Origin of the sequence: Nocardia sp. JCM 34519.1 (assembly GCF_020361265.1) — a bacterium.
Classification (GTDB): domain Bacteria; phylum Actinomycetota; class Actinomycetes; order Mycobacteriales; family Mycobacteriaceae; genus Nocardia; species Nocardia arthritidis_A.
The window spans coordinates 161,002-185,896 of record NZ_JAIRBR010000016.1 but is presented as its reverse complement, the minus strand read 5'-3'; the positions used below and the strand labels follow the sequence as shown (position 1 = coordinate 185,896).

The following is a 24,895-nucleotide window of genomic DNA, read 5'->3' as shown; positions in this document are numbered from 1 at the left end:
GGAAGCCGGAACCGCATGACCGCGCAGACGGAGGTCTTCCTCATCGCCTGCGCACTGCTCACCATCGCGGTCGCGGCGTTTTTCGTACCGGGGGTCGCGCGGGTGTTCCTGGTGGCGCAGGCGGCGTTCTGGTCGCTGTCCTACGTGGCGCGGCCGGTGGTGCTGCTGTGGGTGCGGCCGGTGCCCGAATTCGGCGACAACATTCCCGATCCGCGCCTGGCCGATCTCGGCTACGACCGCGGTATCGCGCTGGTGCTGCAGCATGTGCTGTTCGGACTCTGGGTGTACGCGGGACTCGTTGTGGCGTATGCCTTTTGGCGTCGCCGCCGGACGACCCCGCCGCCGGCGCTGCTCGCGGACCCCGACCTGGTGCCGACGCTCGGCGCGATGTACGCGGTCGGCCTGTTCGGGCGCGCCGCCTCGGTGGCCACCGGATCCGTCGGTCACGCGGGCGATGTGGAGAGCGCCAACCCGATACTGAACTTCGTCGCCATCCTCGCCAGCATCGCCGCGCTCGGGCTGATCATCTTCATCCGGCCCGCGCGGCAGCGGACCACCGTGCTGATCATCGGCGGGCTGATGGGGGTCGAACTGCTGTGGACCGCGGTGGTGCAGTCGAAGACCCCCGTGCTGGGCGCCGCGCTGGCGGTGGCCCTGCGGTTCGCGATCCTCGGCTGGACCAGGCGCAACGCGATCGGCGTCGCGCTGATCGGCGTGCTCGCCATCGGCGGATTCGGCTGGCTCCAGTCGCTCAAAACCACGACCGAGGCGAAAAGCCAAACCGCGCTGGTCAATTCGGAGTACCCGACGGTGGTGCAGCCGTTCCTGAGCATGCTGCGGCGCTTCGACCTGCTGGAGGCGGCGACCGACGCCTACTATCACAGACCCGGATCCTGGCTCACCCCTGACGAAGTCGTCACGCACGCGCTGCAGAGCCTCATCCCGACCCAGTTGCTCGGGGCCACGAAATTCCAGTCCGGCACCGCATGGGCGACCGATGTCCGCGGCGCGTCGGTGGATCTGACCCGGGTCTCGGTTTCGCTGGCCGAGGGAAATGTCAACGAGGGCTACGTCTTCGGCGGCTATCCGGGTGTCTTCGTCGGCGCGCTGTTCACCTTCGGACTGCTGCTCGCCTGGGCAAAGGCCTTGCACGCCAAGTACTTTCCGATCGTGGTGCTCGGCCTGGCGATGACCGGGGCCTCGGCGCTGTTCGAGCGCGGAATCCTCGGCAGCATGGAGAATCTCGGCAAATTCCTGCAGGCCTGCGTGCTGGCCTGGGTCATCTATCTGCTGGTCCGCGAATTCCGTCGGCGCGCCGAACCGTGGCCGGCCACGCGGCGCGGCGCGATCGTTCCGGTCGGGGCTGTCACCATCGAGAAAGGGGGTTCCGGGCAATGGGTTTGACCGATTACTGGCATATCGCGCGCCGCCGGTGGGTCATCATCGCCGTGGCGGTTTTACTCGGCCTGATCGGCGCGTTCGGCTACCTGCGCACGACGCCCGCCACATACACCGCGTCGAGCAGCATGTATGTCTCGATGGCTACCGGCACCTCGGTCAACGACTCGTATCAGGGCGGGCTGGCCGCGCAGCAACGGATCCGGTCCTATCTGGACCTGGCGACCAGCGCGACGGTGGCCCAGCGCACCATCGACGACCGCGGCCTGAAGATGTCGGTCGGCGAGCTGCGCGGCAAAATCAAGGCCGACTCGCCGCCCGCCAGCACCATCGTCGTCATCTCGGTCACCGATTCCACCGCACAGGGCGCCCGCGATCTGGCCGACGCGGTGGTCGCCCAATTCCGCCAGCTCGTCGCGGAATTGGAGACCATCGAGAAGAACGCCGCACCCGCGGCCCGCGTCGCGGTGGTGGACAAGGCCGAATTGCCGTCCGGGCCGACGGCGCCGCAAGCCAAACGGATACTGGCGCTCGGCCTGCTCGCCGGGCTGGTGTTCGGCGGGCTCGCCGCATTCGTGCGCGACCGCACCGACCGCACCCTGCGCACCTCCACCGACCTCGCGGCGGTGCTCGCCGACCCGATACCCGGCGGCGCGGGCTATCGGTCACGGGTGCCGGTCCTCGGCGTCATCGATGCGGGCAGACCCGGTGCGCCCGACGAAACCCGAAGACTGCGAACCCGACTCACCCGCAGCGGGGAGTCCGGCACCATCCTGACCACCAGCCTCTCCGGCCGGTCGGAACCCGAAGTCGCGGCGGCGCTGGCGAAGTCCTTCGCCGATACCGGCAGCCGGGTGGTGCTGGTCGACGCCGACACCTCGAATCGCTCGATCACCAAGACGATTTCCGAGCCGACGGCGGGACTCGTCGCGGTCCTGCGCGACGCGGTGCCCATCGCGGAGGTACTCACCGGCCTGCCCGGTGCGAACGCCGCCCTGCTGCCGCTCGGCGCGGCCGACGATCGAACGCAGGATCTGCTCGCCTCGGACCGGTTCGCCGCCGTCCTCGCCAAGCTGCGCACCGATTACGACCATGTGGTCGTCCAGGTCGCGCCGGTCGTCGCGGCCGCCGACGCGATCGCCGTCGCGCCGCTGTGCGATCACACGGTCGGCGTCGTCACCCTCGGCGCCACCACGATCCCCCAATTGCGCGGCGCCCTGGCCACTTTCGGAGACAATCGGCTCAGCGGCGCGGTAGCGTACACCAGGCCGGTGAAGGGCCTGCGCCGACTGATTCGGAGGCTGCGGATATGAGCCGCCGCGATTCCCGGAAAGGATTGGGGCGCAGACATCTGTTCGCCGCCTCGCTCGGCGCCGCCGCGGCGCTGCCCCTGGCCGCCTGCGGCTCATCCGGCTCGCCCGCGAGCGATTTCCGCTCGCCGCACGTCACCGACGCGCCCGCGGCCCGCAACGTCCGGGATTTCGGCGCGGTGGGCGACGGCAACGCCGACGATACGGCCGCCATCGCCGCGGCCGCCGCCGTCGGCGACAAACCGCTGGTGCTGTACCTGCCCGCGGGCCACTACAACGTCAGCAGGTGGCCGGATATGCCCGATTTCGCAACGGTGCTCGGCGACGGCGGCGATGTGTCGCTCGTGCTCTGCACCGGCGACACCACGCTGATCAACCTGCACAAGCGCAACCGGGTGCGGTTCTCCCGGCTCGGCTTCTACCTCACCGGCCCGAAGGCCACCGCGATACAGCTCGACGAATGTTTCCGCTGCTCCTTCGAATCCGTGGTGATCCGCGGAAATCACCTCAGCGACAACTACCCTCGCTTCGCACAGCAGCGCGGCATCGTGCTGCAGGGCAATACCGGCGGCACCTCCTTCATCGACTGCGATATCAACAACTTCGGCTTCGGACTGGTCACCTCCTGCATCCAGAACTATGTGACCTCATCCAAATTCACCAGCAACTACATCGGCGTACTCGGCACCGGCAACGATCACAATGCCGGATTGGCGCTCACCAACGTGGAATTCGTCTCCGACGAGGATCCGAAGACCACCGACAAACATCTCCTCGTCGACGGCGCCGCCAACGACTGGTGGCTCACCAACGTGTGGTTCGAGGGCGCCGATACCGCGCTCTCGGTCGGGGCGCGCGACCGCGGCGGCCCGGCGCAATTCGGCATGGTCAACTGCAAGGTGGCCGCGCGCACACTCGGTCTGGACCTGATCTATTGCCGTCAGCCCTATCTGGCCAATGTGCAATTCGACCGGGATCTGGACCATCCGCCCACCGAGCTGCGAATCGACTCACAGGGCTGCCCGGAAGGCACCGCCATCAACCTGATCTCCAGCGCCGCGGACGATATCGCGCCGGGCGTATTCCCGAACGAATGGCATGTGCTCAACCGGTCCGGCATGCACGAAACCCGGCTCACCGGAACCACCATCGCCATGGCCGGGTCCGGCGACGCCGATATCTTCCAGGCGCGGGCCACCGACGGTTCGGTGCGCGGTGCGATAACCTCCGGTGGCACTTGGGTTTCCGACCGCGCCGAGAACGGGATCATGCTGCGCGACCCGAAGGGCGGCTACTGGCGGATCACCGTCGGCGCCGACGGCGCGCTGAAGACGAGTTCGCTGGGCGCCCAGCGACCGCGCGAGTGAGCCGCCGGTGCGAATCTCGTTGCCCTGCACCAGACTCGGACCCGCCGCACTGCACGGCAACACGGTGCTGCTGCGCCCGCCCCGGCTGGCGGACTTCGGCGCATGGCGGCGCATCCGGCTGCGGGACCGGCGGCTGATCGAGCCGTTCTGGTTCAGCTCGCCGCTCGACTGGTCCCAGCGGCACACCGGAAAGCTCTGGGTCCGTGAGCTTCTCACCATCCGCGCGGATGCCCGGCGCGGGCGCAGGCTGGCGCTGGCGATCGAGGTGGACGGCCGCTTCGCCGGGCAGATCGAACTCGGCTCGCTCGACCGAGCCGCCGGATCCGGTGAGATGGGCATCTGGGTGGACGCGGAGGTCGCGCGGCGCGGGCTCGGCGGTTTGGCGGCGGCGCTGCTGCTCGACTTCGGCTTCGGCCCCGGCGGGCTGGCCAGGATCACCGCGCCGATCTCGCCCGCCAATATCGCGGCGGCGAGCGGGGCGGCGCAGATGGGGTTCCGGCGCGAGGCGCTGATGCGGCAGTACTTCGACACCGACGGGGCGCGGCGGGATCACGAACTCTGGGCGATCACCGAAAGCGACGTTCCGCCAGGCGGATTCGTGACGTGGTGGATCGCCCATCATCAGGGGGTAGCACCCCTCGCCGGTGCCCCGGCCGCTGTCGGCCGCGAGGCCATCGATGACGAGATACTTTCGCCTGCGACACTTTTCCTGGCATCAGTGCGATATGCCCTCGGCCGATTGGCACACCTGGCCGACCCGGTCCGGTCGTCACCGCGCGTACGGCTGGACGACCCAGGGCCACCGCATATCACGGTTCGTAACCGTAAGTTGACGGACTGGCCTCGATGGCGAGCGGCATGGCTCCGGCAGTCCGGATCCGAGTGCCGCTTCATCCACTGGTTGCGCGAATCGCTCTGTGCCCGTGCCGGTTTACGCTCACGACAAGGTCTGATCCTGGCCATCGAGACGGACGGGTCGTACTCCGGCGAATGCCGTCTGTTCGATCTCGACATGTTCGACGGCAACGCCAGGCTGGCCGTCTGGGGAGCGGATCCGGCGGCCCGCGAGACGGCGGTGCGGATGCTGCTCGGCCATGCGTTCGGCGGGCTCGGGCTGCGGCGGGTCGCGATGGCGATCGAACCCGATAACAGCGATGCGGCCGGGATGGCCGCGCGGGTCGGCATGGTTCGCGAGGGCACCATGCGAGCCTTCGCGGTCGGCGGCAGCGAGCAGGGCCGTACCGACTACGACCTGTGGGCCGCCGTTGCGGCGCACACCGAAGACTGAACGGCAGGTTCGCGCCGAAACCCGCCGTGCCACAACGCACCCCAGGAGCCCAGTATGGAAGAAGCCTCCGGCAGACGTGATTTCACCCGCAGCAACCGGCTCCAGGCCCGGTTGCACGACCTCGTTCCCGGCGGCGCGCACACCTATGCCCGTGGCGCCGACCAGTATCCGGAATTCATGGCGCCGATCCTGGTGCGCGGCAGCGGTTGCCGGGTCTGGGACGCCGACGGCAACTGCTATATCGAATACGGTATGGGCCTGCGCTCGGTGACGCTCGGGCACGGCTATCCGCCGGTCGTCGCCGCCGTGCATGCGGCCATCGCCGGCGGTGTGAGCTTCAGCAGGCCGACCGAGCTGGAAATCCTCGCCGCCGAGGATTTCCTGTCGCTGGTACCGGCCGCCGACATGGTGAAGTTCGCCAAGAACGGCTCCGACGCCACCACCGCCGCGGTCCGGCTGGCCAGGGCCGCCACCGGACGCACCGCCATCGCCGTCTGCGATCAACCGTTCTTCTCCGTCGACGACTGGTTCATCGGCACCACCGCGATGGACAGCGGCATCCCCGCCGAAACCGTGGCGCAGACGGTGAAATTCCGCTACAACGATCTGCCGTCGCTGGCGGCGGTGCTCCGCGACGGACGGGTCGCCGCGGTGGTCATGGAGGCGGCGACGGCGCTGAACGAACCGGAACCCGGCTTCCTGCAAGGGGTTCGGGAGCTGTGCGACCGGTACGGCACCCTGCTGGTGTTCGACGAGATGATCACCGGGTTCCGCTGGTCCGCGGGCGGCGCGCAGGCCGTATACGGTGTGCGGCCGGACCTGTCCTGCTGGGGTAAGGCGATGGGCAACGGATTTCCCATCTCCGCGCTCGCGGGCCGCCGGGAGCTGATGGAACTCGGCGGGCTGCGCACCGATCGCGACCGGGTGTTCCTACTATCCACCACACACGGTCCGGAATCCGGGTCGCTGGCCGCCTTTCGCGCCGTCGTGCGCGAATACGTCACCGGCGATCCGGTCGCCCGGATGGAGCATGCGGGGCGGCTGCTCGCCGACGGATTCAATACGATCACCGCCGAATTCGGCATCGGCGCGCAGCTGACGGCGCTCGGGCGGCCGTCCTGCCTCATTTTCGTCACCCGCGACCCGGACGGCCAACCGTCCCAACCATTTCGGACGCTGTTTCTCCAGGAGTTGTTGGAGCGCGGGGTGCTCGGGCAATCCTTCGTCACCTCGGCCGCACACACCGACGCCGATATCGAGGCGACGCTCACCGCCTGCCGGGCGGCCGCGGCCGTGTATCGCAAAGCGCTCGAACAGGGTTCGGTCGACGGGTTGCTGATCGGCAGGCCGGTAGCCCCGGCCATTCGCAGGCATGCGGAACCGCGGCGACTTCCGGAGGCGGGATCCGGCGGTTCCCGCGGCGAGGCCGGGCGATGAGCGCGCCACGGGTCGCGATCGTGCACGAACGGTTCACCGAATTCGGTGGATCGGAGGCGGTGGTCGGCGAATTCGTCGAAACCTGGCCCGACGCGACGGTTTACGCGCCGATCGTCGATCCGGCGATACTGCGCGCACCGGTGCACGCGGTGCGCGATACCTGGCTGAGTCGCGCGCACGCCGCCACCGGGCGCCGCTCGCATGCGCCGCTGCTGCCGCTCGTGCCGGGCGCCTTGCGGCGGTTGCCATTACGCGAACGCTACGACGCCGTGCTGATCAGCCATCACGCCTTCGCCGTACAAGCGGCACTCGCCACGGACGCACCGACCATCGCCTATGTGCACAGCCCGGCACGATGGGCCTGGGACAAGGGGTTTCGCGCCAGGGAGGCGGGCGGGCGCGGCGGACAGCTCGCCCTCGCCGCGCTCGGCCTGCTGGCCCGCCGCGCCGAATTGCGCGCCGCGCCAAGGCTCACCAGCATCGTCGCCAATTCGCGGGCAGTTGCCCATCGCGTCGCCGACTGGTGGGGGCTGCCGTCGACGGTGATCAACCCGCCCGTCGATATCGCCCGCTTCACCCCCGATCCGGCGGTCGAGCGCGAGGATTTCTTCCTCTGTGCCGGACGCCTCGTCCCATACAAGCGGCCCGACCTGGCCATTCGTGCCGCCCGAAAAGCCGGTTGCCGCTTGGTGATTCTCGGTGACGGGCGCTTCCGTCCCTATCTCGAAACCCTGGCCGGACCCGAAACCGTCTTTCTCGGCGCCACCGCGCATGCCACGCTGCTCGCCATGTATCGCCGCTGCCGCGCGCTGCTCATGCCCGGTATCGAGGATTTCGGCATCGTTCCGGTGGAGGCGATGGCCTGCGGCGCGGCCGTTCTCGCCGTCGGCGCTGGCGGTGCGCTCGACACCGTTGTGCCCGGCAGCACCGGCGAACACATTCCGCCGGGTCCCGATGAGGCGGTCGTCGACGGTCTCGCCGAGGCGATGCTCGCGTTCGATCCGTGGCGCTATTCGGCGGCGACGCTGCGCGATCATGCGGTTACCTTCTCCCCCAGCGTCTTTCGCGGCCGGATGGCGGCGCTGGTGAATCGGACGTTGCGTATGTGACCGCATTGCCGGGCGCGGCTCGGCCCCGCGGCATAGGCTCGGTTACCGGATAGTCGGTACGGAAGGGGTTGTGGCATGGGACATGTGAGTTACACCGCGGAAGGTGCGGCGCCCGCCGAGTTCGCATTCGAATATGTCGCGGACTACCGGAATCTGCCGCGCTGGGTATTCGGCGTCAAGCATTACACCCCGGTGGGTGAGCAGTCGCGCGGCGTCGGCGCGGTATTCGATTCCGCGCTCAACCTGGGACCGATGACGCTGCACCTGCGCGGCGAGGTGATCGAATGGGAGGACAACGCCGTCATCACGCTGCGCGCGGTGAAGGGGGTCGAGGGTACCGCGCGCTGGACCTTCGAGCCGATCGACGCGGGGCACAGCAGAATCGGTGTGGTGCTCGACTACCGGGTGCCCGGCGGTCTGGCGGGGCGGGCACTCGATCGCGTCATCCAGGCGATCGTCGGCCCCACGGTCAAACATGCCGAGAAGCACCTGCGTCACCAGATCGAATCCGCCTATGCCGCATCGACGAACCCGTCCGCGACCGCAGACGCCGCATCCGATGATGTGGCGTCGCGGTGACCAACTCACTGATTGTGCGGTGGCATCGCACCCGGAGTGGAGTACATCGGATGGTGGAACGGCTGCTGTGTCGGCGGAAGCATCATAGGTGGCTGATAGGCGGGCTGGAATCCGCTTCCTCGACGTGAACCGGCGAAAGCCAGTGCGCCGGAGACGAATACGATCGCCGCGCCGCCGCCTGTCGCGGCCCAGCCGACCGGCGCGCGCCAAGACGGCGGGGCGGCGGCGCCGAGCACCGTGACGGTCGCGCCATCGCTCGTATCCAATGTCGGCACGGCATCGGCGACAGCCGCCTTCGCCGCCCGGTAACCGTCGCCCTCCCCCGCTATTTCCACCGGAATTACGGCGGCGCTCTTATCCCTGTTCATCATCGCCTGATTGCCGCCCGACCCGGCCGACCGCACATTCGGCAATGTCCGCACCTGCGATGCGATCGAAGCAACGGCCGTCGGATTCAGCGCTCCACCGGACGATTTCACGAGCAATACGAGATCGGCCCCGGACTGCAACTGGAACTGCTCCTCATGCAACCGCGCCCGAATCGCCTCCTGATCGGATTCAGCCGAACCACTGCCCCGCAACCCGATACCACCACCGACGATCAACCCCGCCCCGACAAACCCACCCAAAATCCCAACAACGATCCGAACACCTCTGGACACAATCCCCCCTGGAGAAACACCGACACCAACCCCGCGCAGTGTAGCGAAACACGAACCCACACATAGACCCCCACCATGCCGGGCCGAAGGCGGATTGCACGTGCTGCTTGAAAACCCTCGCGGCGACGGCCTGCGCACTCGACGTAGCGGTAGCGTCGAATGCCAGGATTCACGAGTCCGGCGGGAGGGGTCGCCATGCACAACAGTTCCTGCGGACGGCGACTGGCTCGAAATATCATCGCGGCGGGCGGTTTCGCGGACGACGCGGCGTTCGCCGTCCAGCGGCACTGTGGCGTATCACCGCTGCGCGCGTACCGTATTGCCGCCGGGTACACGCTGGCCGAGGCCGCGGCGAGGCTGAAGGAGATTCTGCGGTCGTACGGACGGCCGTCCGAAGGGCTTGCGCATCAACAACTCTCGCGGTGGGAGAACCGGAAGGACGTGCCGACGCCGCACTATCTCAATGCCCTGTGCGTCCTGTATCACACCAGGCCGGACCGGCTCGGGTTCGGAAACGATTACTCCGGCACGGACGCGATCGCACCGACCGGCCGCGAAATCGTCGACCACACACCGCTTCCGGATCCCGCGACGATCGACCTGTCGGCCGTCGGCACGGCGACGTACCTGGACCTTCTCGAGGAACTGACGGAGTCCGCCGGTCGCATGCTGTACACCGCCGCGCCGACGGAATATATCCCGCAACGGATGGCGGATCTTGCGCGCATCAAGGCGTATGCGCTGTCGACGGGATCGGCGGGTATCCGTCGGCGGTTGTATCGCTTGTTCGCCAAGAACGCCGGGTTCATCGCTATCCGCATCATCGATATCGCGGGTTTGGACGACTGCCTCGAATGGTTCGGCATTGCTCGCCGGGCGGGCAGGTTGGCGGAGGATGTTGCCGTGCAGGCTTGGATCGCTGGGCATATCGGCACCTCATGTGCCTGGTATGGCAGGTTTCTCGAATCCGGGCTCGCGGCCGCGCGTGGCGCTCGGGCGGCCGGAGGTGGTCGGCCGAATGCCGGAGCCGCGTTCGGCTGTCTGGCGGAGGCGTCGTTGTACGCCAGGATGGGGTGCCGTCGAGAGACTTCGGCTGCCGTCCGGGCAGCCGATCGGATGTTCGCCGCGTTGCCGGAAGCGGAGACGGTGGCCGACGGATGCCATCTCACCGAATACTTTCTGCGCTGGCACCAGTCGGTCGCCTTGGCCGCGGTCGGCGCGCGGGCCGACGCCGATGAACTGCGGGCCCGAGCACTCGAATTGCCGTTCAGTCGGCGGGATCCGGTGGGGGAATCGATTTTGCGGTTGGATGCGGCGGCATCGAAAATCGCTGTGGGTGAGGTTGATTGGGGCTGTCGGATGATCGCCGAGGTGTGGGACGGCACCCCGTCGGAGTACCGGGTCGGGCAGATTCCGCGACGCGCATCGCAGATCCTCGACGATGTCGGGCCCGCCAATGCCGCCGCACGTGCGGTGCGCGATCTGGTGGAGTGCGGACGGCGCGGCGGAGAATGACGGGGACGGTAACCAGCTGTGGGGATGTTGTTGGATATGCACCGTGGGTAATCCTGATTTCGCACGTGTTGTCGCGGAATTCCGGTCCGGCTCAGCGTTGCTCGTCGAACCGGGGTCATCGGCGGCCGCGCATGTGCCGCCGCGGTGGGCCGAGATCGCCCGCCACGACGATCCCGGCGCGCGGCGCGCCGCCGCCATCGCGCTGTGGAACCTCGACGTGCTCGTCGAGCTGCTGCCGCGGTTCGGCGCGGTGCTGAACGAATGCCTCGATGATGTGCGGGTCTGCCTGCTGCGTGGCGACTGGGTACTCCTATATGCGCTGCGAAAGCCGTTTCAGCCGTATGCGTTTCGCATCGGGTGGGATCCGGGAACGTTCGGCGCCGACCTGCCGCCGTATTGGGAGAGGTTGCCCAAGGCGCTGCGGGTGTTCCTCGATACGGTGCATGCGGGATTCACCGATCTCGACGGAATCTCCTTCGGCCCCACCCGGCCTCGGGACATGCGAACATATCGCACGTTGAACATCGTCGAATCCGTGCGCAATTGGGAAGCGGCCGAGGATATTCCGGGAGATCGGGCGCTGCTCATCGCCAAAGGCTTGGGTCAGACCCGATATTTCGTCTCCCCCGATCTGCCCGGCGGCACCATCGGCTGGGAGGCGGGCGGGCATCTGGAGCGGCCACTGGACTTCGCGCACACCTTCGACGAGCTGATGAGTTACGGTTTCGAACTCGACCGTGACCGCGTGCGCGAACCCGCCGTACCGGCGATATCGCTTGGGCCGCAAGCACTCAGATCCGTGCCGCCGATAGCGCGGGCGGTGGTGTGGGATCCCGAACTGACCGAGGACGCCGCCCGCGATCGCATCCGCGACCTCGTCGCCGACCTGCTGCGAGCGCTGGGCGGTCAGATGCGCATCCGCACCCAGGAGGGCCTCAACGGCGAAATGATATTGCCGTTCGACGACGACGCGGGCAATATCTATCACGTCGACCGGCTCGAAACCCGCTACTTCCTCGAACCCCCCGACCCGGACCGCACCGACATCTACCCACCCGTCATCATCCGGATCTGGGAGCGGCACGGCTGGGAAGTAACGTTGGCCACCGACGCGAACGGCATCGTCGCACAGGCCCGCACCCCAGACTGGTACGAGCTCACCCTCACCCACCACACGGATACACTGCGTCTCGCGGTCGCCTCACCCGGTTTCCGCCGCCCGAGCTGATCAATTGGGCGACAACGGATCTCCGGTCCCGGGCGACGCTCACGCACCTGACTTTCCAACCGGCCGAACTCACCGCCAGGTTCGAGCTCGTTCGGGTCCGATCAGCCTATGCCGCAGACCCAGCGGTGAATATCCGCCAATGCCGTTGCCAATTGGCGGATTCCAGGGTCCTCCACCGGATAGTGGCCCGCCCGGTCGAGTACGAGAAGGTGTTTCGGTGCGGCGATCCGATCGAAGAACATCCGGCTGACCGCCAGCGGCGTCCAGCGATCAGCACCCGGATGCAGTAGCCACACGGGGCAGGCGGTGAAGTTCTCCGGCTCGACCAGCGGCGCCGAGCACAGGTAGGTGCGCAGGAATCCGAGAGGTATCCACACACCTCCACCCCGTGGATCGGCGACGACGGTGGCGGTGAGGTCGGGAAGGTTGGACATCGCAGTCATGTTGGCCACCAACCGCATCGGCACCCGAACGCCGTCGACCACCGGAACCAGCAGCGGTGCGCCGTACTGCCCGAGCCAGCGAAATCTGCCGATGTGGCGACGGGCCAGCGGCGATCGCGGGTCGAGCAGGCAGGTGACCGCGATCGCCTCGACCATGCCGGTGCGAGCCGCGGCCTCGTAAGCGAGCATTCCGCCCATGCTGGCCCCGAACACGACCAGTGGGCGCGGATCGGCCGCCTTCTCGGCACGCACCAGGTCGGCGACGCAGTCGACCCAGTCCGAATAACGCACTGCCCCAGCCGATTCCACCTCACTGCGACCATAACCCGGTAGGTCGGGCACCAACACCTCGAAGCCTTGCCGCGCCGCCAGCGCCGCGAACGGCCACATCACCGCCGCATGCCCGCCGCCACCGTGTACCAGCAACATCCGCACCGCGGCGTCCGACCGAGGCACACGCTCGATATGAATGCGCGCGCCACGCCACCGCCACCACGTCGACTCGGGGCGAAGCCCAGGATCGGGACGGAGATCATCGGGCAGAAAGGCCAGGTAGGAATCGTGCATGTCACAATAATTCGAGTAATCCTCGGTTTTGACAACTCGGTTTCGGGAGACCATGTCCACCCCACGCAAAACCCCGCGCCAGCAGCGATCGGAGTTCACCTTCGACGCCATCCTCGACGCGGCTGCTCGACTTTTCCAACAGCACGGCTACGCCGCGACCACCACCAACAAGGTCGCCGAACTGGCCGGGGTGTCCATCGGGACGCTCTACCACTACATACCCAACAAGGACGCGCTGCTCTACGCGCTCGCCGAACGCCACCTCCGCACCGGCGCAGCGGATCTATTGGCCGAAGCAGCCCAATTACGCAGCGAACAGCCACCTTTGGCCGATACGGTCCGGCGGCTGATCACCGCGGTCGCCCGCCTGCACACCGCCGAACCGCACCTGCATCGGCTGCTCTACGAACAGGCGCCGCGCACCCCGGCCAGTACGGAAAAGCTGAAGCAGTTCGAACAGCTGCTGGCCAACGAAGTCGCCTTTCACCTGATCCGTCTCGGCATCGACGGAACCGACCCGGCACTGACCGCGACCTTGCTCGTCCAAGCCGTCGAAGCGCAAATCCACGGCGTCGTACTCGAACCACTCGACGGCCACACGATCGACGACGGCGTCGAAACCGTAATCGCCTTCTGGACACGAGCACTCACCGCACAGACCACCTCCCGAGTTCCCCGCTGCTGATGCACGTTGCCACACGAGCCGTCGGCCGACTCGCGGAGGGCGCGGTATTCGGCACAGGTCGAGCCGCCATGCCGAGCGCCGCACGCTGAACACGCGCTGAACAGTCGCCGAAAAGGTTGTGCGGGCCTCGAATCGCGCCGGTTTGCGGTGACACGGATGGGCCGCGCATGCGAGAGTCTGACCATGATTGCGAACCGCCTCGCCATGGGAATCGCCGCTCTGGTGAGTGTGCTGCTGGTCGCCGGCTGCGGGAGCGCCGATTCCGGCGGCTCCAAACCGAGCACCACCCGGGACACCGGGTTGATCTCCACCAATGATCTGCCGGGCGCGGGGCCGAACGAGGTACACCTGTTCGCGTTCAACGATCTGCACGGCAATCTGCAGCCGCCCGGCGGCGCCACCGGCAAGATCAATGGGGTCGACGCGGGCGGCGCGGTCTACCTGGCCACTCATCTGGCGCGGTTGAAGGCGGCCTATCCGGCCAGCGCGATCGTGCTGGCCGGTGACAATATCGGCGCGAGCCCGCTGCAGTCGGGCCTGTTCCACGACGAGCCGACGATCAGCTTCCTCAATTCCGTCGGCGTCGCGGCATCTTCGGTGGGCAATCACGAATTCGACCATGGCGTGCGGGAATTGGCGCGGATCCAGCAGGGCGGCTGCGCACCGGACGGCTGTTCGCCCGGCGCGCCGTTCACCGGAGCCAAATTCCCGTACCTGGCCGCCAACGTGACCGACGCGCAGGGGCAGCAACCGCCCGCGCTGAAGCCCTGGACCATGCTGCAGATCGGCAACCACAAGATCGGGTTGGTCGGCACGGTCACCCCAGACACCGCGAATATCGTTTTTCCGGAAGGCATTCGGGGCTATTCGTTCGGCGACGAGGTCACCGCGATCAACAAGTATGTCCCGGAGCTGAAGGCCGCGGGCGCGGAGGCGATCGTCGCGCTCATGCATGACGGCGGCGCCCAGCAGGTGAAGGGTAATTTCCCGGACTACAACGGCTGCGACAACATCAGCCCGGAGGTCACCAAGTTCGCCAACGGCGTCGATCCGGCGGTGCAGGTGCTCGTCACCGGCCACACCCACCAGCCATATAACTGCACCATCAACGGGAAGGTGGTCACCCAGGCCGCCTGCTATGGCCGGCTGATCACCGACATCACGCTGAAATTCGACAACGGCGTGCAGGCATCCGCGGTGAACCGCGTCGTCACCCGCGATGTCACCCCGGACACCCCGACCACCGCGCTGGTCGACTTCTACGGCGAGCAGGCCAAGCCGCGCACGCAGCGGGTAGTCGGCACGGCGACGGCGCCGCTGCCCCAGGCGCCCGGCCCCGCAGGCGATTCCACACTGGGTGATGTCATCGCCGACGCGATGCTCTCGGTCACCACCGGCGGACCGGCCGCCGCGGTTGCCGCGCTGATGAATCCGGGTGGCGTGCGCACCGACCTGAAGGGCGGCGACATCACCTACGGCGATATCTACAGTGTCCAGCCGTTCGGCAATCAGGTCGTCACGGTGACCTTGACCGGGCAGCAGCTGCTGCGTCTGCTGGAGCAGCAGTGGAACAACGTCAGCAAACCGGCCGTGCTCTCCCCCGCCGGGATCACCTACAGCTACTCCGATTCCGCGCCGAAGGGCGCCAAGGTGATCGCCGACAGCGTTCGCATCGCCGGACAGCCGCTGAATCCCGCTGCGGCATACCGGATCACCACGAACAACTTCCTCGCCTCCGGCGGTGACGGGTTCTCGGTTTTCACCGAGGGCAAGGATCTGACGGTGGGCCCGATCGACCTGGACGCCTTCGAAACCTATCTGCGGGAGCACTCGCCGCTGCAGCCGCCCGCGCCGCGCATCGAGAAGAAATAGGCGACTACCTGAAAACTGTTGTCACACACACTATTCGCGATCTTGACATCGTGACCGGTCCCACAGCGCCCATCGGTTGCCGGGATTGATTCACACCGATTACTGTTTTCTATAAGTCAGGACGAAGGGGTTCCTACTTTTCGGCCCGACCGCTGTCACCCGCGTCAGGTTGCCCGCGCCGGCGCCGAATCCATCCGATGCGCCGCATCCGCTGCTGTATGCCGGGCATCGCTGTGCCACAACGAGATTCGAAGACAGCAGGAGAGGGGCGATGGCTACCTACATCGTGACGGGCGGTACCGGACTGATCGGACGGCGGGTCGTGGCGGGCCTGCTAGACAAGGATCCCGACGCGATAGTGCATATCCTCGTCCGCGCGAGCTCGCTCGCGAAATTCACCGCGCTGGCGGCGGATTGGCGCGGCGGCGACCGCGTGCACCCGCTCATCGGCGATCTGACCGCGGAACGGCTCGGCCTCGACACCGCACCCGCCGCCGATCACATCATCCATCTCGGCGCGGTCTACGATATGACCGCCGACGAAAATACCGCGCACGCCGCGAATGTCGCGGGCACCAAGGCGGTGCTGGCCCTGGCCCAGGAGTTGGGCGCGGTACTGCACCACGTGTCGTCGGTGGCCGTGGCGGGCGATCACCGTGGCAAATTCTTCGAGGAGGATTTCGATCTCGGTCAGCGGCTCACCTCGCCGTACCACCGGACGAAGTTCGCCGCCGAGAAACTGGTGCGGGAATCGCGCGGCGTGCGCTGGCGGGTGTACCGGCCCGCGATCGTGGTCGGCGATTCACGCACCGGCGAGATGGACAAGATCGACGGGCCGTACTACTTCTTCCCCGCCATCGCCAAACTGGCCGCGCTGCCCACCGAATTGCCCATGCCGCTACCGGAATTGGGCGCCACCAATATCGTTCCCGTCGACTATGTCGCCGCCGCGATGGTGGAACTGGTGCGCAAGCCGGGCCTCAATGGGCGCACCTTCCACCTCGTCAACCCGGAGCCGCAGCCGTTCGCCCAGGTGTACAACGCGCTGGCGCGCGCGGCGGGCGCCCCCGCCGGAATCGGCCCGCTGCCCGGCAGCGGACTCGCGCTGTACGGACTCGGCCGCCTGCCCGGCGTGCCCGCGGCGCGCGATTTCCTGTTGGGACAGATGGGGATTCCGCCGGAGGTGGCCCCGCATGTCGCCTTCGCCTCGGAATTCATCTCCGATTCGACCCGCGCCCAGCTGCGCGGCCTGACGGTGCCCACGTTCGACAGCTATGCCGAACGGCTCTGGCACTACTGGCGCGAACATCTCGCGCCGCGCCCGGTGACCGCACCGAAATCGCAACGGCCGAGCGACGGCGCCGATCCGCTGGCGGGCCGCACGGTGCTCATCACCGGCGCGTCGTCCGGGATCGGGCTGGCCACCGCGCACGCCGTCGCCCGCAGGGGCGCCACCGTGCTGATGGTCGCGCGCGGCAAGGAGGACCTGGACGCGGCCGCCGCCGCGGTGTGCGCGGAAGGCGGTGTCGCACAGGCGTACCCGTGCGATATCACCGACCCGGACGCGGTGGACGCGCTGGTCCGCACGGTGCTCGGCGAGCACGGCCACGTCGACTATGTGGTGAACAACGCGGGCCGGTCCATCCGGCGCGCGGTCGCCAATTCCACCGACCGGATGCACGATTTCGAACGGACCATGGCGGTGAACTACTTCGGCGCGGTGCGGCTGATCCTGGCGCTGCTGCCGTCGATGCGGGCGCGCCGGTTCGGGCATTTCGTGAACATCTCCTCGATCGCGGTGCAGGCCAAGGTGCCCCGGTTCGCCGCCTATGTGGCGAGCAAGTCGGCGCTGGACAATTTCAGCGAGATCGCCGCCGTCGAGAACCGCGACGCCGGAATCACCTTCACCTCGGTGCGGATGCCTTTGGTGCGCACCCCGATGATCGCGCCGACCGACCTGTACCGCGCTCTGCCGGTGCCGGATCCGGAGCAGGCCGCCGCCATCGTGATTCGCGCGCTGGAGGAGCGTCCGGACCGCATCGATACGCCGGTCGGCACCCTGGCACAGGCGGTGGAACTGCTGATGCCGTCGCTGAAGCGGACCATCATGCACCAGGGTTTCCGCCTGTTCGGGGAATCCCGCGCGGCGGCGGGCAAGAAGGTTGCGGCGAAGGCCGATGCCGAACTGCCGGAACAAGATTCCGCACGCCGCCCGCTCGATCTGCTGGCCCCGGTGGTCATCCCGCTGATGGCGCTGCCGACCCCGGCGGCTCGCGTCGCCAGGATGGTGCCCGGGCTGCGCTGGTGAGCTGATGTCGTTCGGGCCCCGGCATCCGGACGCCAGGACCCGAACGACGACAGCTTCGACTTCGTCGCGACTTGGGTCCGCAAGCTCTGATCAACCCGGCGCCTACTGCTGTGCGGTCTCCGGATACCTGCGGTGAATTCGATTACCCTCGCATAATTTATCGCATTCGCACAGCAAAGGCGGGGTCCCCGTTTCCGAGGACCCCGCCACCGTCCGGATTTCCCGGTCCGGATCTCAGATCCGGCTCGCCGCGAAAACGGCCGCCGCCCAGACGAATCCACCGTACTCCGTATGCGCCGCCGGATCGTCGCCCGCGCCGCATATCGGATCGCCCGCCGCGCAATAGTCCGCGGTCCGCGACAGATATGCGGCGGGCACATTCCAGCCGATGGCGCGCAGCGGATCGCCGAAGAGCAACACCGCCGCGATCCTCGGCGCCAATTCCGGTGGCAGCACATAGGTTCCGGGCAGCTGCGCGACTATGCCGGTGCCGAGCACACCCTCCGTCACCGCGGCGCCCTGCGAGTAACCGACCAGGATGAACCGCTGGTCCGGACACATCGCCGCCTGCTGGACGAGGTGCGCGGTCATATCCCGGGTGCCGTCGCTCGCCGAGGAGGCGACGAGCAGATCGGCGGGATAGCGCACCGGATAGGCCGCGGCGTCCAGCGGAAGCGCTTGTCGCAGTGCCGCATACAGCGGATCGCCGACCTGCGCGCCCAGCCAGCCCGGTTCGGACGTACCGCGGGCGACCACGATATCCACCGCCGCACAGGGATCCGCAGCGGCCCGCCCGGCCATACCGGCCGCCACGGTCGCGCCGACGAGCAGCAAGATGGCCAATAGCCGTGCCGCGCGCCACTTTTCGAAGCGTTTTACCTTCCGGTTGCCCATTGCGATCACCCGCTCACGCCGTTGTGAGAAGCCGCGCGCCGCTTGTCGGGACAAGCCGCACGCGGCTATATCCGCGAGGATAGGAATGGGGTGAGCGGCCGTCGAGCAACTGGACCCAAGTGATATGGCTTCAGCGCCGAATCGTGTCCTGCCGATTTCGGGCTATGGCACGAGAACCGCTGCGCCGGTGAATCGTCCGTGCGCGAGATCGGCGAGCGCCCGATCCGCCTTATCGAGGGAATACCCGTGCGTCGTCACCTGTATGCGATATTCGGCCGCCAGCGCCAGGAATTCGTGCGCGTCGGCGCGGGTATTCGCGGTGACCGAGCGAATTTCGCGCTCCTGGAACAAATGCCGTTGATAGTTCAGCTCGGGGATGTCGCTCAGATGAATTCCGGCTATCGCCAGCACCCCGCCGCGATCGAGCGCCTCCAGCGCGGGCGGCACAAGGTCGCCGGCCGGCGCGAACATGATCGCCGAATCCAGTTGGACGGGTGGGCGATCCGCCGCGCCCTGCACGCTCGCCGCACCGAGTCCCACGGCCAATTCGCGCGCGGCCGCGCCGCGGGTCATGACATGCACCTCGGCGCCGCGGGCCAGCGCGACCTGCGCGGCCAGGTGAGCGCTGCCGCCGAAGCCGTATATGCCGAGCCTGCCGCCCTCGGGTACGGCCGCGCGTTGCAGCGCCCGATAGCCGATGATCCCGGCGCACAGCAGCGGCGCGGTCTGCGCGTCGGTGTAGCCCGCGGGCAGCGGCAGTGCGTAATCCGCTGGGACGGTGGCGAATTCGGCATAGCCGCCGTCGGCGTCCCAACCGGTGTAAAGCGAACGGGGGCATAGGTTTTCCGCGCCGCGCAGGCAATAGCGACAGCTACCGCAGGTGTGCCGGAGCCACGGGATACCGACGCGGTCCCCCACCGCGAAACCCTCGGCGCCATCGCCGAGCCCGGCCACCTCGCCGACCACCTCGTGGCCCGGCACGACCCCGGCCCGGTGCACCGGCAGATCGCCCTCGGAGACGTGCAGATCGGTGCGGCACACGCCGCAGGCTCGCACGCGAACAAGTAGTTCACCGGGGCCGGGTGCGGGTACGGGTTCGCGCACCCGTTCCAGCGGCCCCGAATCGATCGGTCCGGGCCGCCGCACCCGCCATGCCGTCATCTCGCCGGTCACGGGTCCCCTATCTCTGCTGCGAATAATCCGTCGCCCATCGGCTCCGCCCACAACCCGAACACTGCCGTCACGAGGCCTACCGCGCCTGGCGGCAGCGCCCGACTGCGATAGACGATACCCGCGCGGCGGCGTGCCAGCCGATCGATCTGATACATTCGTGTATCCGATACAAAGCTGTATCCGTAGCCGAGGAGGTGCGCATGGCGCCGACCACCGCATCCGGCGTCCCGCCGAAACGGGTCACCCGCCGCCGCGCCCAGACCCGCGACCGGCTGCTCGCCGCCGCCTACGAGGTGTTCGCCGCCGAGGGCTTCGGTCGCTCGACCGTCGAAAAGGTCTGTGAGCAAGCCGGTTTCACGCGGGGAGCGTTCTACTCGAACTTCGGCTCGCTGGATGAGCTGTTCCTCGCCATGTGGGAGCACCGCTCGGCACAACTCCTGGCCGATGTGCGCGCGGCGCTGGACGGTATCGCCACCGACGGTGTCACCGAACTGCGCGTCATGATCGAGCGGCTGGCCGGTGCGGTGCCGGTGGACGAGGCATGGTTCCGGATCACCGCCGAATTCACCGCGCACGCGCTGCGGGATCCGGGGCTGCGCCGGGTCGTCGCCGCGCGCGAGGCCGCGATCCTGGAGGCGCTCATGCCGCCGGTCGTCGCCACCCTCGCGGGCCGGGGTCGCGCCGTCCCCGATCCGGTCGCGCTGGGGCAGGCGCTGGTCGCGGTGCACGACGGCACCGCGGTTCAGGTGCTGCTGGAACCGCGCAGTCGCACGGTACGCGAACGGCGCATCGAACTCTTCCACCACGTCGTGCTGGCATACAGCACCGCACAAGAAGGATGACCATGTCCGCTGAATTCACAGGAGAGGCCGACGTTCTCGTGGTCGGCGCCGGGTTGGCCGGGTTGGTCGCGACCCACGAACTCGTCAAAGCCGGCCGCACGGTGCACGTGCTGGACCAGGAGAACCGCAACAACCTTGGCGGGCAGGCCTTCTGGTCGCTGGGCGGGCTGTTCTTCGTCGACAGTCCGGAGCAACGCAGGCTCGGCATCAAGGACTCCTACGAGCTGGCCGTGCAGGACTGGCTCGGATCGGCCGGATTCGACCGCGACGAGGGCGAGGACCTGTGGGCCCGCCGGTGGGCCGAGGCGTATGTCCGGTTCGCCGCCACCGAGAAGTGGAATTACCTGCACGAGTTGGGTTTACGGGTGACGCCGGTGGTCAGCTGGGCCGAGCGGGGCGGCGGTTTCGCGGACGGGCACGGCAATTCGGTGCCGCGCTTCCACCTCACCTGGGGCACCGGGCCCGAGGTGGTGCGGGTCTTCGCCGAACCGGTATTGGAGGGTGAACGAAACGGGCTGGTGCGCTTCGCTTTCCGGCATCGCGTCGACGAGTTGATCGTCGAGGACGGCGCGGTGGTCGGGGTGCGCGGCGGCGTACTGGAGCCGACCGATCTGGCACGCGGCCGGGCATCGTCGCGGAATGTGGTCGGCGAGTTCGAATTTCGTGCCAAGGCTGTGATCGTCACCTCGGGCGGTATCGGGCACAATCACGAACTCATCCGACGCAACTGGCCCACCGAGCGGTTGGGGCCGTGCCCGAAGACCATGATTTCCGGTGTGCCCGCGCACGTGGACGGCCGGATGCTCGGCATCTCGGCGAGCGCGGGCGCGGCGATCGTGAACCGGGACCGCATGTGGAATTACACCGAGGGCATCATGAACTGGGATCCGATCTGGCCCGATCACGCCATCCGGATCATCCCTGGACCGTCGTCGATGTGGTTCGACGCGAACGGAAAGCGTTTGCCCGCACCGTGTTTTCCGGGTTTCGACACCAACGCGACGATGAAGGAGATCCTGGCGGCCGGCCACGACTACTCCTGGTTCGTGCTCACCCAGTCGATCATCGAGAAGGAGTTCGCGCTATCGGGCTCCGAACAGAACCCGGATATCACCGGTAAGGATCTGAGGTTGGCCATCACCAGCCGGTTCGCCAAGGGGGCCACCGGACCCGTCGAGGCGTTCAAGCGGCACGGCGTCGATTTCGTCGTCGCCGACACCCTCGCCGAACTGGTCACCGGCATGAACAAGATCGCCAGAGGCCCACAGCTGCGGCTCGATGTGTTGGAACGCCAAATCGTCGCCAGGGACCGGGAAGTCGCGAACAAGTACACCAAGGACGCGCAGGTGATGGCGATCAACAATGCCCGCAGGTACTTCGGCGACAAGGCGACCAGGGTGGCCAAACCGCACCGCATCCTCGATCCGGCGCACGGCCCGCTCATCGCCGTGCGGCTGAATGTATTGACCCGCAAGACACTCGGCGGCCTGCAGACCAATCTGGACTCCCAGGTGATGCGTCCGGACGGTACGCCGCTGCCGGGGCTGTACGCCGCCGGTGAGGTAGCCGGCTTCGGCGGCGGCGGTGTGCACGGATACAACGCGCTGGAGGGCACCTTCCTCGGCGGCTGCATCTTCTCCGGCCGTGCCGCCGGGCGCGCGCTGGCCGCGAAACCGCGCTGATTACACCACATTCCGATCATTTGCAGTTCGGCGAACGGGCCACCGATGGTGGGTGCGGCACGGCGAGGGCCGTCGGCGAGGTGATCGGCGGCGCGACCGGAATCGATGGCGGCGGTGTGTCGTACAGGTGCGCGCCGGTCACCCGCAGGCCGGCGTCGAGGGTGACGCCCGCCACCTCGGTCCGGTGCCCGTGTATATCGGTCACTCGGAGCGCGAATGGTCCGGGACCGGGGCGGGAGATGGTCCAGTAGTTGTCCATACCGTGGGTCAACGGACGCCAGTCCCCGCCGCTCGCGGTCCGGATCACCACCTCCCGCAACGGATTTCCGGTTCCGGTGAGCAGCACGGCGAACCACTGCGGCGACGAGTCGGGCTTCACCGCGTACGAGAGTTCCTCCGGCGGTTGCGGATCCCGCACCACCGCGTAGGTGACCTTCGCGACGCCGGCGGCCCGGTTCGCGATCTGGTCGAAGGCGGCGATACTCAAATCCAGTTGTCCCGGAGCACATCCCGGGCAACGATCGACGATGAACGCGCGGACGTCACCGAGCGGGCCATGGATATCGAGGTAGCCGCCGCACGGTTCGGCCCGCCCGTATTCCGGTGTCGACATGCCGACGTAGAAGCCGTCGAGCGGCAGCCCCGGAAAGGAGCACGCGACGTTCGGCGTGAAATTGTAGAAGCGGGCCTCACCGGCGACCACCTGCTGCGGTTCCGGCGGCGGCGTTGTCACCGGAGCCGGCACGGTACTCGGTGTGTCCGGAAATGCCGTGACGGGCAACGGCATTCGCGTGCTGGCCGATACGTCGGCGACCACGCCGGTATCGCAGGCGTTCGGCTCGGAACGGGTGAGCCACACCACCGCCGCGGCGACGAGTACGATACCGAGCGCTGACCACAGCCAAACAGACCGAAAATGACGCTGTTGTATCGGTATCCGGTGCATCGCTCCCGACTCCGGCTCACCAACCTCACGGACTATCCATCCTGACCAGTCCAGGAAACCAGCAGATCCGGTGCGGTACCCGCCGAACGTAAAATCTTCGCAGTGAAACACTCACACTTCGGGCAAGTCCGGGGCAATTGCCCAGCACACTCCTGGACGCGCCCGCGGCCACACCGTAAATGGTTCGGCCGACCGTCAATTCGGATGTGTTGTCACGAGTACCTGATACGGCGCGTCGACCAGATCGCCCAGCCGCACCCCGGTGAGCAGCGTCATCATGCCGAACACATAGCGGCCGTCACCGGGTTCGGCGAGCATCGCCTCCTCGGGCAGCGGACCGCCCTCGGTGCCGATGAGTTCGAAATCGGCGTAGAAGATGGCGCGCAACAACTCACCGTCGACGAACCAGGCGAAGCCGTGGGTGGCGTTCGCGCCGTATGCGACGAATGCGAAAACCCTTCGGCCCCTGGACAGGTCGCGGCTCACCTGTTCACTGTCCATACCGCGCAGGGTGGAGTTGGTGAGCACCGTCCAGCCGTCGAGGGTGGCGATCGCCCAGTCGGCGTCGAAACCCGCGCCCTTGCTGAACACCTCGGCGCCCGCGGCCACCCGGCCGGAAACGCACGGCGACCCGGGTAGCCGTCGCAGCTGCGCCGCGTCGACGACACCCTCCACCAGCAAGCCGGCCACTGTCAGCACCATCAACCCCTCCGATCGAATCTCGATCGAGAGATCTTCGCATGCCGCGGGATCAGCGCCTGCGCGGCAGCAGTGCCTCGCCCGCCTCGTGCGCGACCTCGGCGAGCATGCGGGCCAGCTTCGCGGTATCGAGTGCCGGGCCGGATTGGGTGGTCAGCGAGAGCGCGGCCACCGCGGCGCCGCGTCCGCGAATCGGTACGGCGACACAGGAGATTCCGGCGATGGCCTCCTCGATATCCACCGCGACGCCCTGCCTGCTCCTGATCCGCGCCAGCTCCCGCTGCAATTCGCCGGTCTCCCCGATGGTTCGGGCGGTCAGCTGCGGAAGCCGTTCGCGGAACGAGGCTTCCACGATGCTCGGCTCCAGCGCCGCGAGCAGCGCCTTGCCGAGTGCCGTGCAGTGCGCGGGCATTCGTCCGCCGAGTCGGGTCGGCACCGCGGCGGCGGCCCGGCCCGCGACCTTGTCCAGGTACAGCACCTCGCGGCCGTCGAGCACGCCGAGGTGGCCCACCATGCCGGTGCGCTGGCTCAGATCGTGCAGCAGCGGACTGACGGCGTCGCGAATCTCGTTGTGGTCGGCGGCGAGTCCGCCCAGTTCCAGGGGGCGCATACCGAGCCGGTAGCCGCCGGGGGCGTGCGCGAGCCAGCGCAGGCGGATCATCTGGTCGAGGATGCGATGCACGGTGGAACGCGGCAGTCCGGTGCGCTCGGATAGGCCGAGCAGGGTGAGCGTCGGGGTATGCGCGTCGAATGCGTCCAGTATCAACGTCATTCGTTCGATCATCGAGACCGGCGGCTGATTCGGCCGCGGCGTGGCGCGTTCGGATTCCGGGTGTGGCATCGTCTCGACCGTCATCCGTTCCTCCATCGCGCTAGCGCACTCAGCTTAGA

At 67.7% G+C, this 24,895-nt stretch carries 21 protein-coding genes; 14 read left to right on the top strand and 7 right to left on the bottom strand.

What is annotated here, in order from left to right; translation table 11 throughout:
* The first annotated feature begins 15 nt into the window (after positions 1–15).
* The 7 genes from LGY53_RS31560 (at position 16) to LGY53_RS31530 (ending at position 8,488) form a co-directional block, all read left to right on the top strand.
* Complete coding sequence (locus LGY53_RS31560; RefSeq protein ID WP_225730332.1) at positions 16–1,404, top strand: hypothetical protein; 1,389 nt, start codon at positions 16–18, stop codon at positions 1,402–1,404.
* Positions 1,395–2,711, top strand: a complete 1,317-nt coding sequence (locus LGY53_RS31555; protein WP_225730331.1) for a GNVR domain-containing protein — start codon at positions 1,395–1,397, stop codon at positions 2,709–2,711. Before LGY53_RS31560 ends, LGY53_RS31555 begins: the two co-directional genes overlap by 10 nt.
* A complete protein-coding gene (locus LGY53_RS31550) occupies positions 2,708–4,075 on the top strand; it encodes a glycoside hydrolase family 55 protein (protein WP_225730330.1) in 1,368 nt (455 codons plus the stop codon). The genes LGY53_RS31555 and LGY53_RS31550 overlap by 4 nt, the downstream gene beginning before the upstream one ends.
* 7 nt (positions 4,076–4,082) lie before the next feature.
* The gene (locus LGY53_RS31545) at positions 4,083–5,363 is read left to right on the top strand and encodes a GNAT family N-acetyltransferase (RefSeq protein ID WP_225730329.1); all 1,281 of its coding nucleotides are present in this window, start codon (positions 4,083–4,085) and stop codon (positions 5,361–5,363) included.
* Between the two features lie 54 nt (positions 5,364–5,417).
* Complete coding sequence (locus LGY53_RS31540) at positions 5,418–6,800, top strand: glutamate-1-semialdehyde 2,1-aminomutase (protein WP_225730328.1); 1,383 nt, start codon at positions 5,418–5,420, stop codon at positions 6,798–6,800.
* Entirely contained in the window at positions 6,797–7,909 is a 1,113-nt protein-coding gene (locus tag LGY53_RS31535) for a glycosyltransferase (RefSeq protein WP_225730327.1), read from the top strand. The genes LGY53_RS31540 and LGY53_RS31535 overlap by 4 nt, the downstream gene beginning before the upstream one ends.
* Before the next feature lie 75 nt (positions 7,910–7,984).
* Positions 7,985–8,488, top strand: coding sequence for an SRPBCC family protein (locus LGY53_RS31530; RefSeq protein WP_225730326.1), 504 nt, complete (start codon positions 7,985–7,987; stop codon positions 8,486–8,488).
* 5 nt (positions 8,489–8,493) lie between these two features.
* Here LGY53_RS31530 and LGY53_RS31525 read toward each other — a convergent pair whose 3' ends face one another.
* Positions 8,494–9,093 carry a hypothetical protein gene (locus LGY53_RS31525; protein WP_225730325.1) on the bottom strand — a complete coding sequence of 200 codons (600 nt, stop codon included), beginning with the start codon at positions 9,091–9,093 and terminating at the stop codon, positions 8,494–8,496.
* Positions 9,094–9,345: 252 nt separating this feature from the next.
* On the opposite strand from LGY53_RS31525, the gene LGY53_RS31520 reads away from it, so the two are divergent.
* Both LGY53_RS31520 and LGY53_RS31515 read left to right on the top strand, forming a co-directional pair.
* Positions 9,346–10,665 carry a helix-turn-helix domain-containing protein gene (locus LGY53_RS31520; protein WP_225730324.1) on the top strand — a complete coding sequence of 440 codons (1,320 nt, stop codon included), beginning with the start codon at positions 9,346–9,348 and terminating at the stop codon, positions 10,663–10,665.
* A gap of 43 nt (positions 10,666–10,708) precedes the next feature.
* Positions 10,709–11,893 carry a hypothetical protein gene (locus LGY53_RS31515; RefSeq protein WP_225730323.1) on the top strand — a complete coding sequence of 395 codons (1,185 nt, stop codon included), beginning with the start codon at positions 10,709–10,711 and terminating at the stop codon, positions 11,891–11,893.
* Positions 11,894–11,994: 101 nt separating this feature from the next.
* On the opposite strand, the gene LGY53_RS31510 is transcribed toward LGY53_RS31515, so the two are convergent.
* Positions 11,995–12,903 (bottom strand): alpha/beta hydrolase, encoded by a 909-nt coding sequence (locus LGY53_RS31510; RefSeq protein ID WP_225730322.1) that lies wholly within the window; start codon positions 12,901–12,903, stop codon positions 11,995–11,997.
* 52 nt (positions 12,904–12,955) lie between these two features.
* Between LGY53_RS31510 and LGY53_RS31505 the strand changes: the two genes are divergently transcribed.
* The 3 genes from LGY53_RS31505 to LGY53_RS31495 all read left to right on the top strand — a co-directional run bounded on the left by LGY53_RS31505 (position 12,956) and on the right by LGY53_RS31495 (position 17,768).
* Entirely contained in the window at positions 12,956–13,588 is a 633-nt protein-coding gene (locus tag LGY53_RS31505; protein WP_225730321.1) for a TetR/AcrR family transcriptional regulator, read from the top strand.
* A gap of 183 nt (positions 13,589–13,771) precedes the next feature.
* Positions 13,772–15,460 (top strand): bifunctional UDP-sugar hydrolase/5'-nucleotidase, encoded by a 1,689-nt coding sequence (locus LGY53_RS31500; protein ID WP_225730320.1) that lies wholly within the window; start codon positions 13,772–13,774, stop codon positions 15,458–15,460.
* Positions 15,461–15,731: 271 nt separating this feature from the next.
* Positions 15,732–17,768 carry an SDR family oxidoreductase gene (locus tag LGY53_RS31495; RefSeq protein WP_225730319.1) on the top strand — a complete coding sequence of 679 codons (2,037 nt, stop codon included), beginning with the start codon at positions 15,732–15,734 and terminating at the stop codon, positions 17,766–17,768.
* Between the two features lie 234 nt (positions 17,769–18,002).
* On the opposite strand, the gene LGY53_RS31490 is transcribed toward LGY53_RS31495, so the two are convergent.
* Together LGY53_RS31490 and LGY53_RS31485 are read right to left on the bottom strand one after the other, a co-directional pair.
* The gene (locus LGY53_RS31490) at positions 18,003–18,662 is read right to left on the bottom strand and encodes a cutinase family protein (RefSeq protein WP_225730318.1); all 660 of its coding nucleotides are present in this window, start codon (positions 18,660–18,662) and stop codon (positions 18,003–18,005) included.
* A 162-nt stretch (positions 18,663–18,824) separates the two neighbouring features.
* Positions 18,825–19,823 carry a zinc-binding alcohol dehydrogenase family protein gene (locus tag LGY53_RS31485; RefSeq protein ID WP_225730362.1) on the bottom strand — a complete coding sequence of 333 codons (999 nt, stop codon included), beginning with the start codon at positions 19,821–19,823 and terminating at the stop codon, positions 18,825–18,827.
* Between the two features lie 212 nt (positions 19,824–20,035).
* Here LGY53_RS31485 and LGY53_RS31480 point away from each other — a divergent pair, with 212 nt between their 5' ends.
* Together LGY53_RS31480 and LGY53_RS31475 are read left to right on the top strand one after the other, a co-directional pair.
* Complete coding sequence (locus tag LGY53_RS31480; RefSeq protein ID WP_225730317.1) at positions 20,036–20,677, top strand: TetR/AcrR family transcriptional regulator; 642 nt, start codon at positions 20,036–20,038, stop codon at positions 20,675–20,677.
* Positions 20,674–22,359 carry an FAD-binding dehydrogenase gene (locus LGY53_RS31475; RefSeq protein ID WP_225730316.1) on the top strand — a complete coding sequence of 562 codons (1,686 nt, stop codon included), beginning with the start codon at positions 20,674–20,676 and terminating at the stop codon, positions 22,357–22,359. Before LGY53_RS31480 ends, LGY53_RS31475 begins: the two co-directional genes overlap by 4 nt.
* Before the next feature lie 16 nt (positions 22,360–22,375).
* On the opposite strand, the gene LGY53_RS31470 is transcribed toward LGY53_RS31475, so the two are convergent.
* The 3 genes from LGY53_RS31470 to LGY53_RS31460 all read right to left on the bottom strand — a co-directional run bounded on the left by LGY53_RS31470 (position 22,376) and on the right by LGY53_RS31460 (position 24,860).
* Positions 22,376–23,305 (bottom strand): expansin EXLX1 family cellulose-binding protein, encoded by a 930-nt coding sequence (locus LGY53_RS31470; RefSeq protein WP_225730315.1) that lies wholly within the window; start codon positions 23,303–23,305, stop codon positions 22,376–22,378.
* A gap of 195 nt (positions 23,306–23,500) precedes the next feature.
* Positions 23,501–24,007, bottom strand: a complete 507-nt coding sequence (locus tag LGY53_RS31465; protein ID WP_225730314.1) for a DUF6461 domain-containing protein — start codon at positions 24,005–24,007, stop codon at positions 23,501–23,503.
* A gap of 49 nt (positions 24,008–24,056) precedes the next feature.
* The gene (locus LGY53_RS31460) at positions 24,057–24,860 is read right to left on the bottom strand and encodes an IclR family transcriptional regulator (protein WP_225730313.1); all 804 of its coding nucleotides are present in this window, start codon (positions 24,858–24,860) and stop codon (positions 24,057–24,059) included.
* Positions 24,861–24,895 lie beyond the last annotated feature (35 nt).

Excerpts from the sequence above, each read along its gene's own strand:
- LGY53_RS31560 (WP_225730332.1), top strand. The coding sequence starts at position 16 with ATGACCGCGCAGACGGAGGTCTTCCTCATCGCCTGCGCACTGCTCACC.
- LGY53_RS31555 (WP_225730331.1), top strand. The coding sequence starts at position 1,395 with ATGGGTTTGACCGATTACTGGCATATCGCGCGCCGCCGGTGGGTCATC.
- LGY53_RS31550 (WP_225730330.1), top strand. The coding sequence starts at position 2,708 with ATGAGCCGCCGCGATTCCCGGAAAGGATTGGGGCGCAGACATCTGTTC.
- LGY53_RS31540 (WP_225730328.1), top strand. The coding sequence starts at position 5,418 with ATGGAAGAAGCCTCCGGCAGACGTGATTTCACCCGCAGCAACCGGCTC.
- LGY53_RS31535 (WP_225730327.1), top strand. The coding sequence starts at position 6,797 with ATGAGCGCGCCACGGGTCGCGATCGTGCACGAACGGTTCACCGAATTC.
- LGY53_RS31530 (WP_225730326.1), top strand. The coding sequence starts at position 7,985 with ATGGGACATGTGAGTTACACCGCGGAAGGTGCGGCGCCCGCCGAGTTC.
- LGY53_RS31520 (WP_225730324.1), top strand. The coding sequence starts at position 9,346 with ATGCACAACAGTTCCTGCGGACGGCGACTGGCTCGAAATATCATCGCG.
- LGY53_RS31510 (WP_225730322.1), bottom strand. The coding sequence starts at position 12,903 with ATGCACGATTCCTACCTGGCCTTTCTGCCCGATGATCTCCGTCCCGAT.
- LGY53_RS31505 (WP_225730321.1), top strand. The coding sequence starts at position 12,956 with ATGTCCACCCCACGCAAAACCCCGCGCCAGCAGCGATCGGAGTTCACC.
- LGY53_RS31500 (WP_225730320.1), top strand. The coding sequence starts at position 13,772 with ATGATTGCGAACCGCCTCGCCATGGGAATCGCCGCTCTGGTGAGTGTG.
- LGY53_RS31495 (WP_225730319.1), top strand. The coding sequence starts at position 15,732 with ATGGCTACCTACATCGTGACGGGCGGTACCGGACTGATCGGACGGCGG.
- LGY53_RS31490 (WP_225730318.1), bottom strand. The coding sequence starts at position 18,662 with ATGGGCAACCGGAAGGTAAAACGCTTCGAAAAGTGGCGCGCGGCACGG.
- LGY53_RS31485 (WP_225730362.1), bottom strand. The coding sequence starts at position 19,823 with ATGACGGCATGGCGGGTGCGGCGGCCCGGACCGATCGATTCGGGGCCG.
- LGY53_RS31480 (WP_225730317.1), top strand. The coding sequence starts at position 20,036 with ATGGCGCCGACCACCGCATCCGGCGTCCCGCCGAAACGGGTCACCCGC.
- LGY53_RS31475 (WP_225730316.1), top strand. The coding sequence starts at position 20,674 with ATGACCATGTCCGCTGAATTCACAGGAGAGGCCGACGTTCTCGTGGTC.
- LGY53_RS31470 (WP_225730315.1), bottom strand. The coding sequence starts at position 23,305 with ATGCACCGGATACCGATACAACAGCGTCATTTTCGGTCTGTTTGGCTG.
- LGY53_RS31465 (WP_225730314.1), bottom strand. The coding sequence starts at position 24,007 with ATGGTGCTGACAGTGGCCGGCTTGCTGGTGGAGGGTGTCGTCGACGCG.
- LGY53_RS31460 (WP_225730313.1), bottom strand. The coding sequence starts at position 24,860 with ATGACGGTCGAGACGATGCCACACCCGGAATCCGAACGCGCCACGCCG.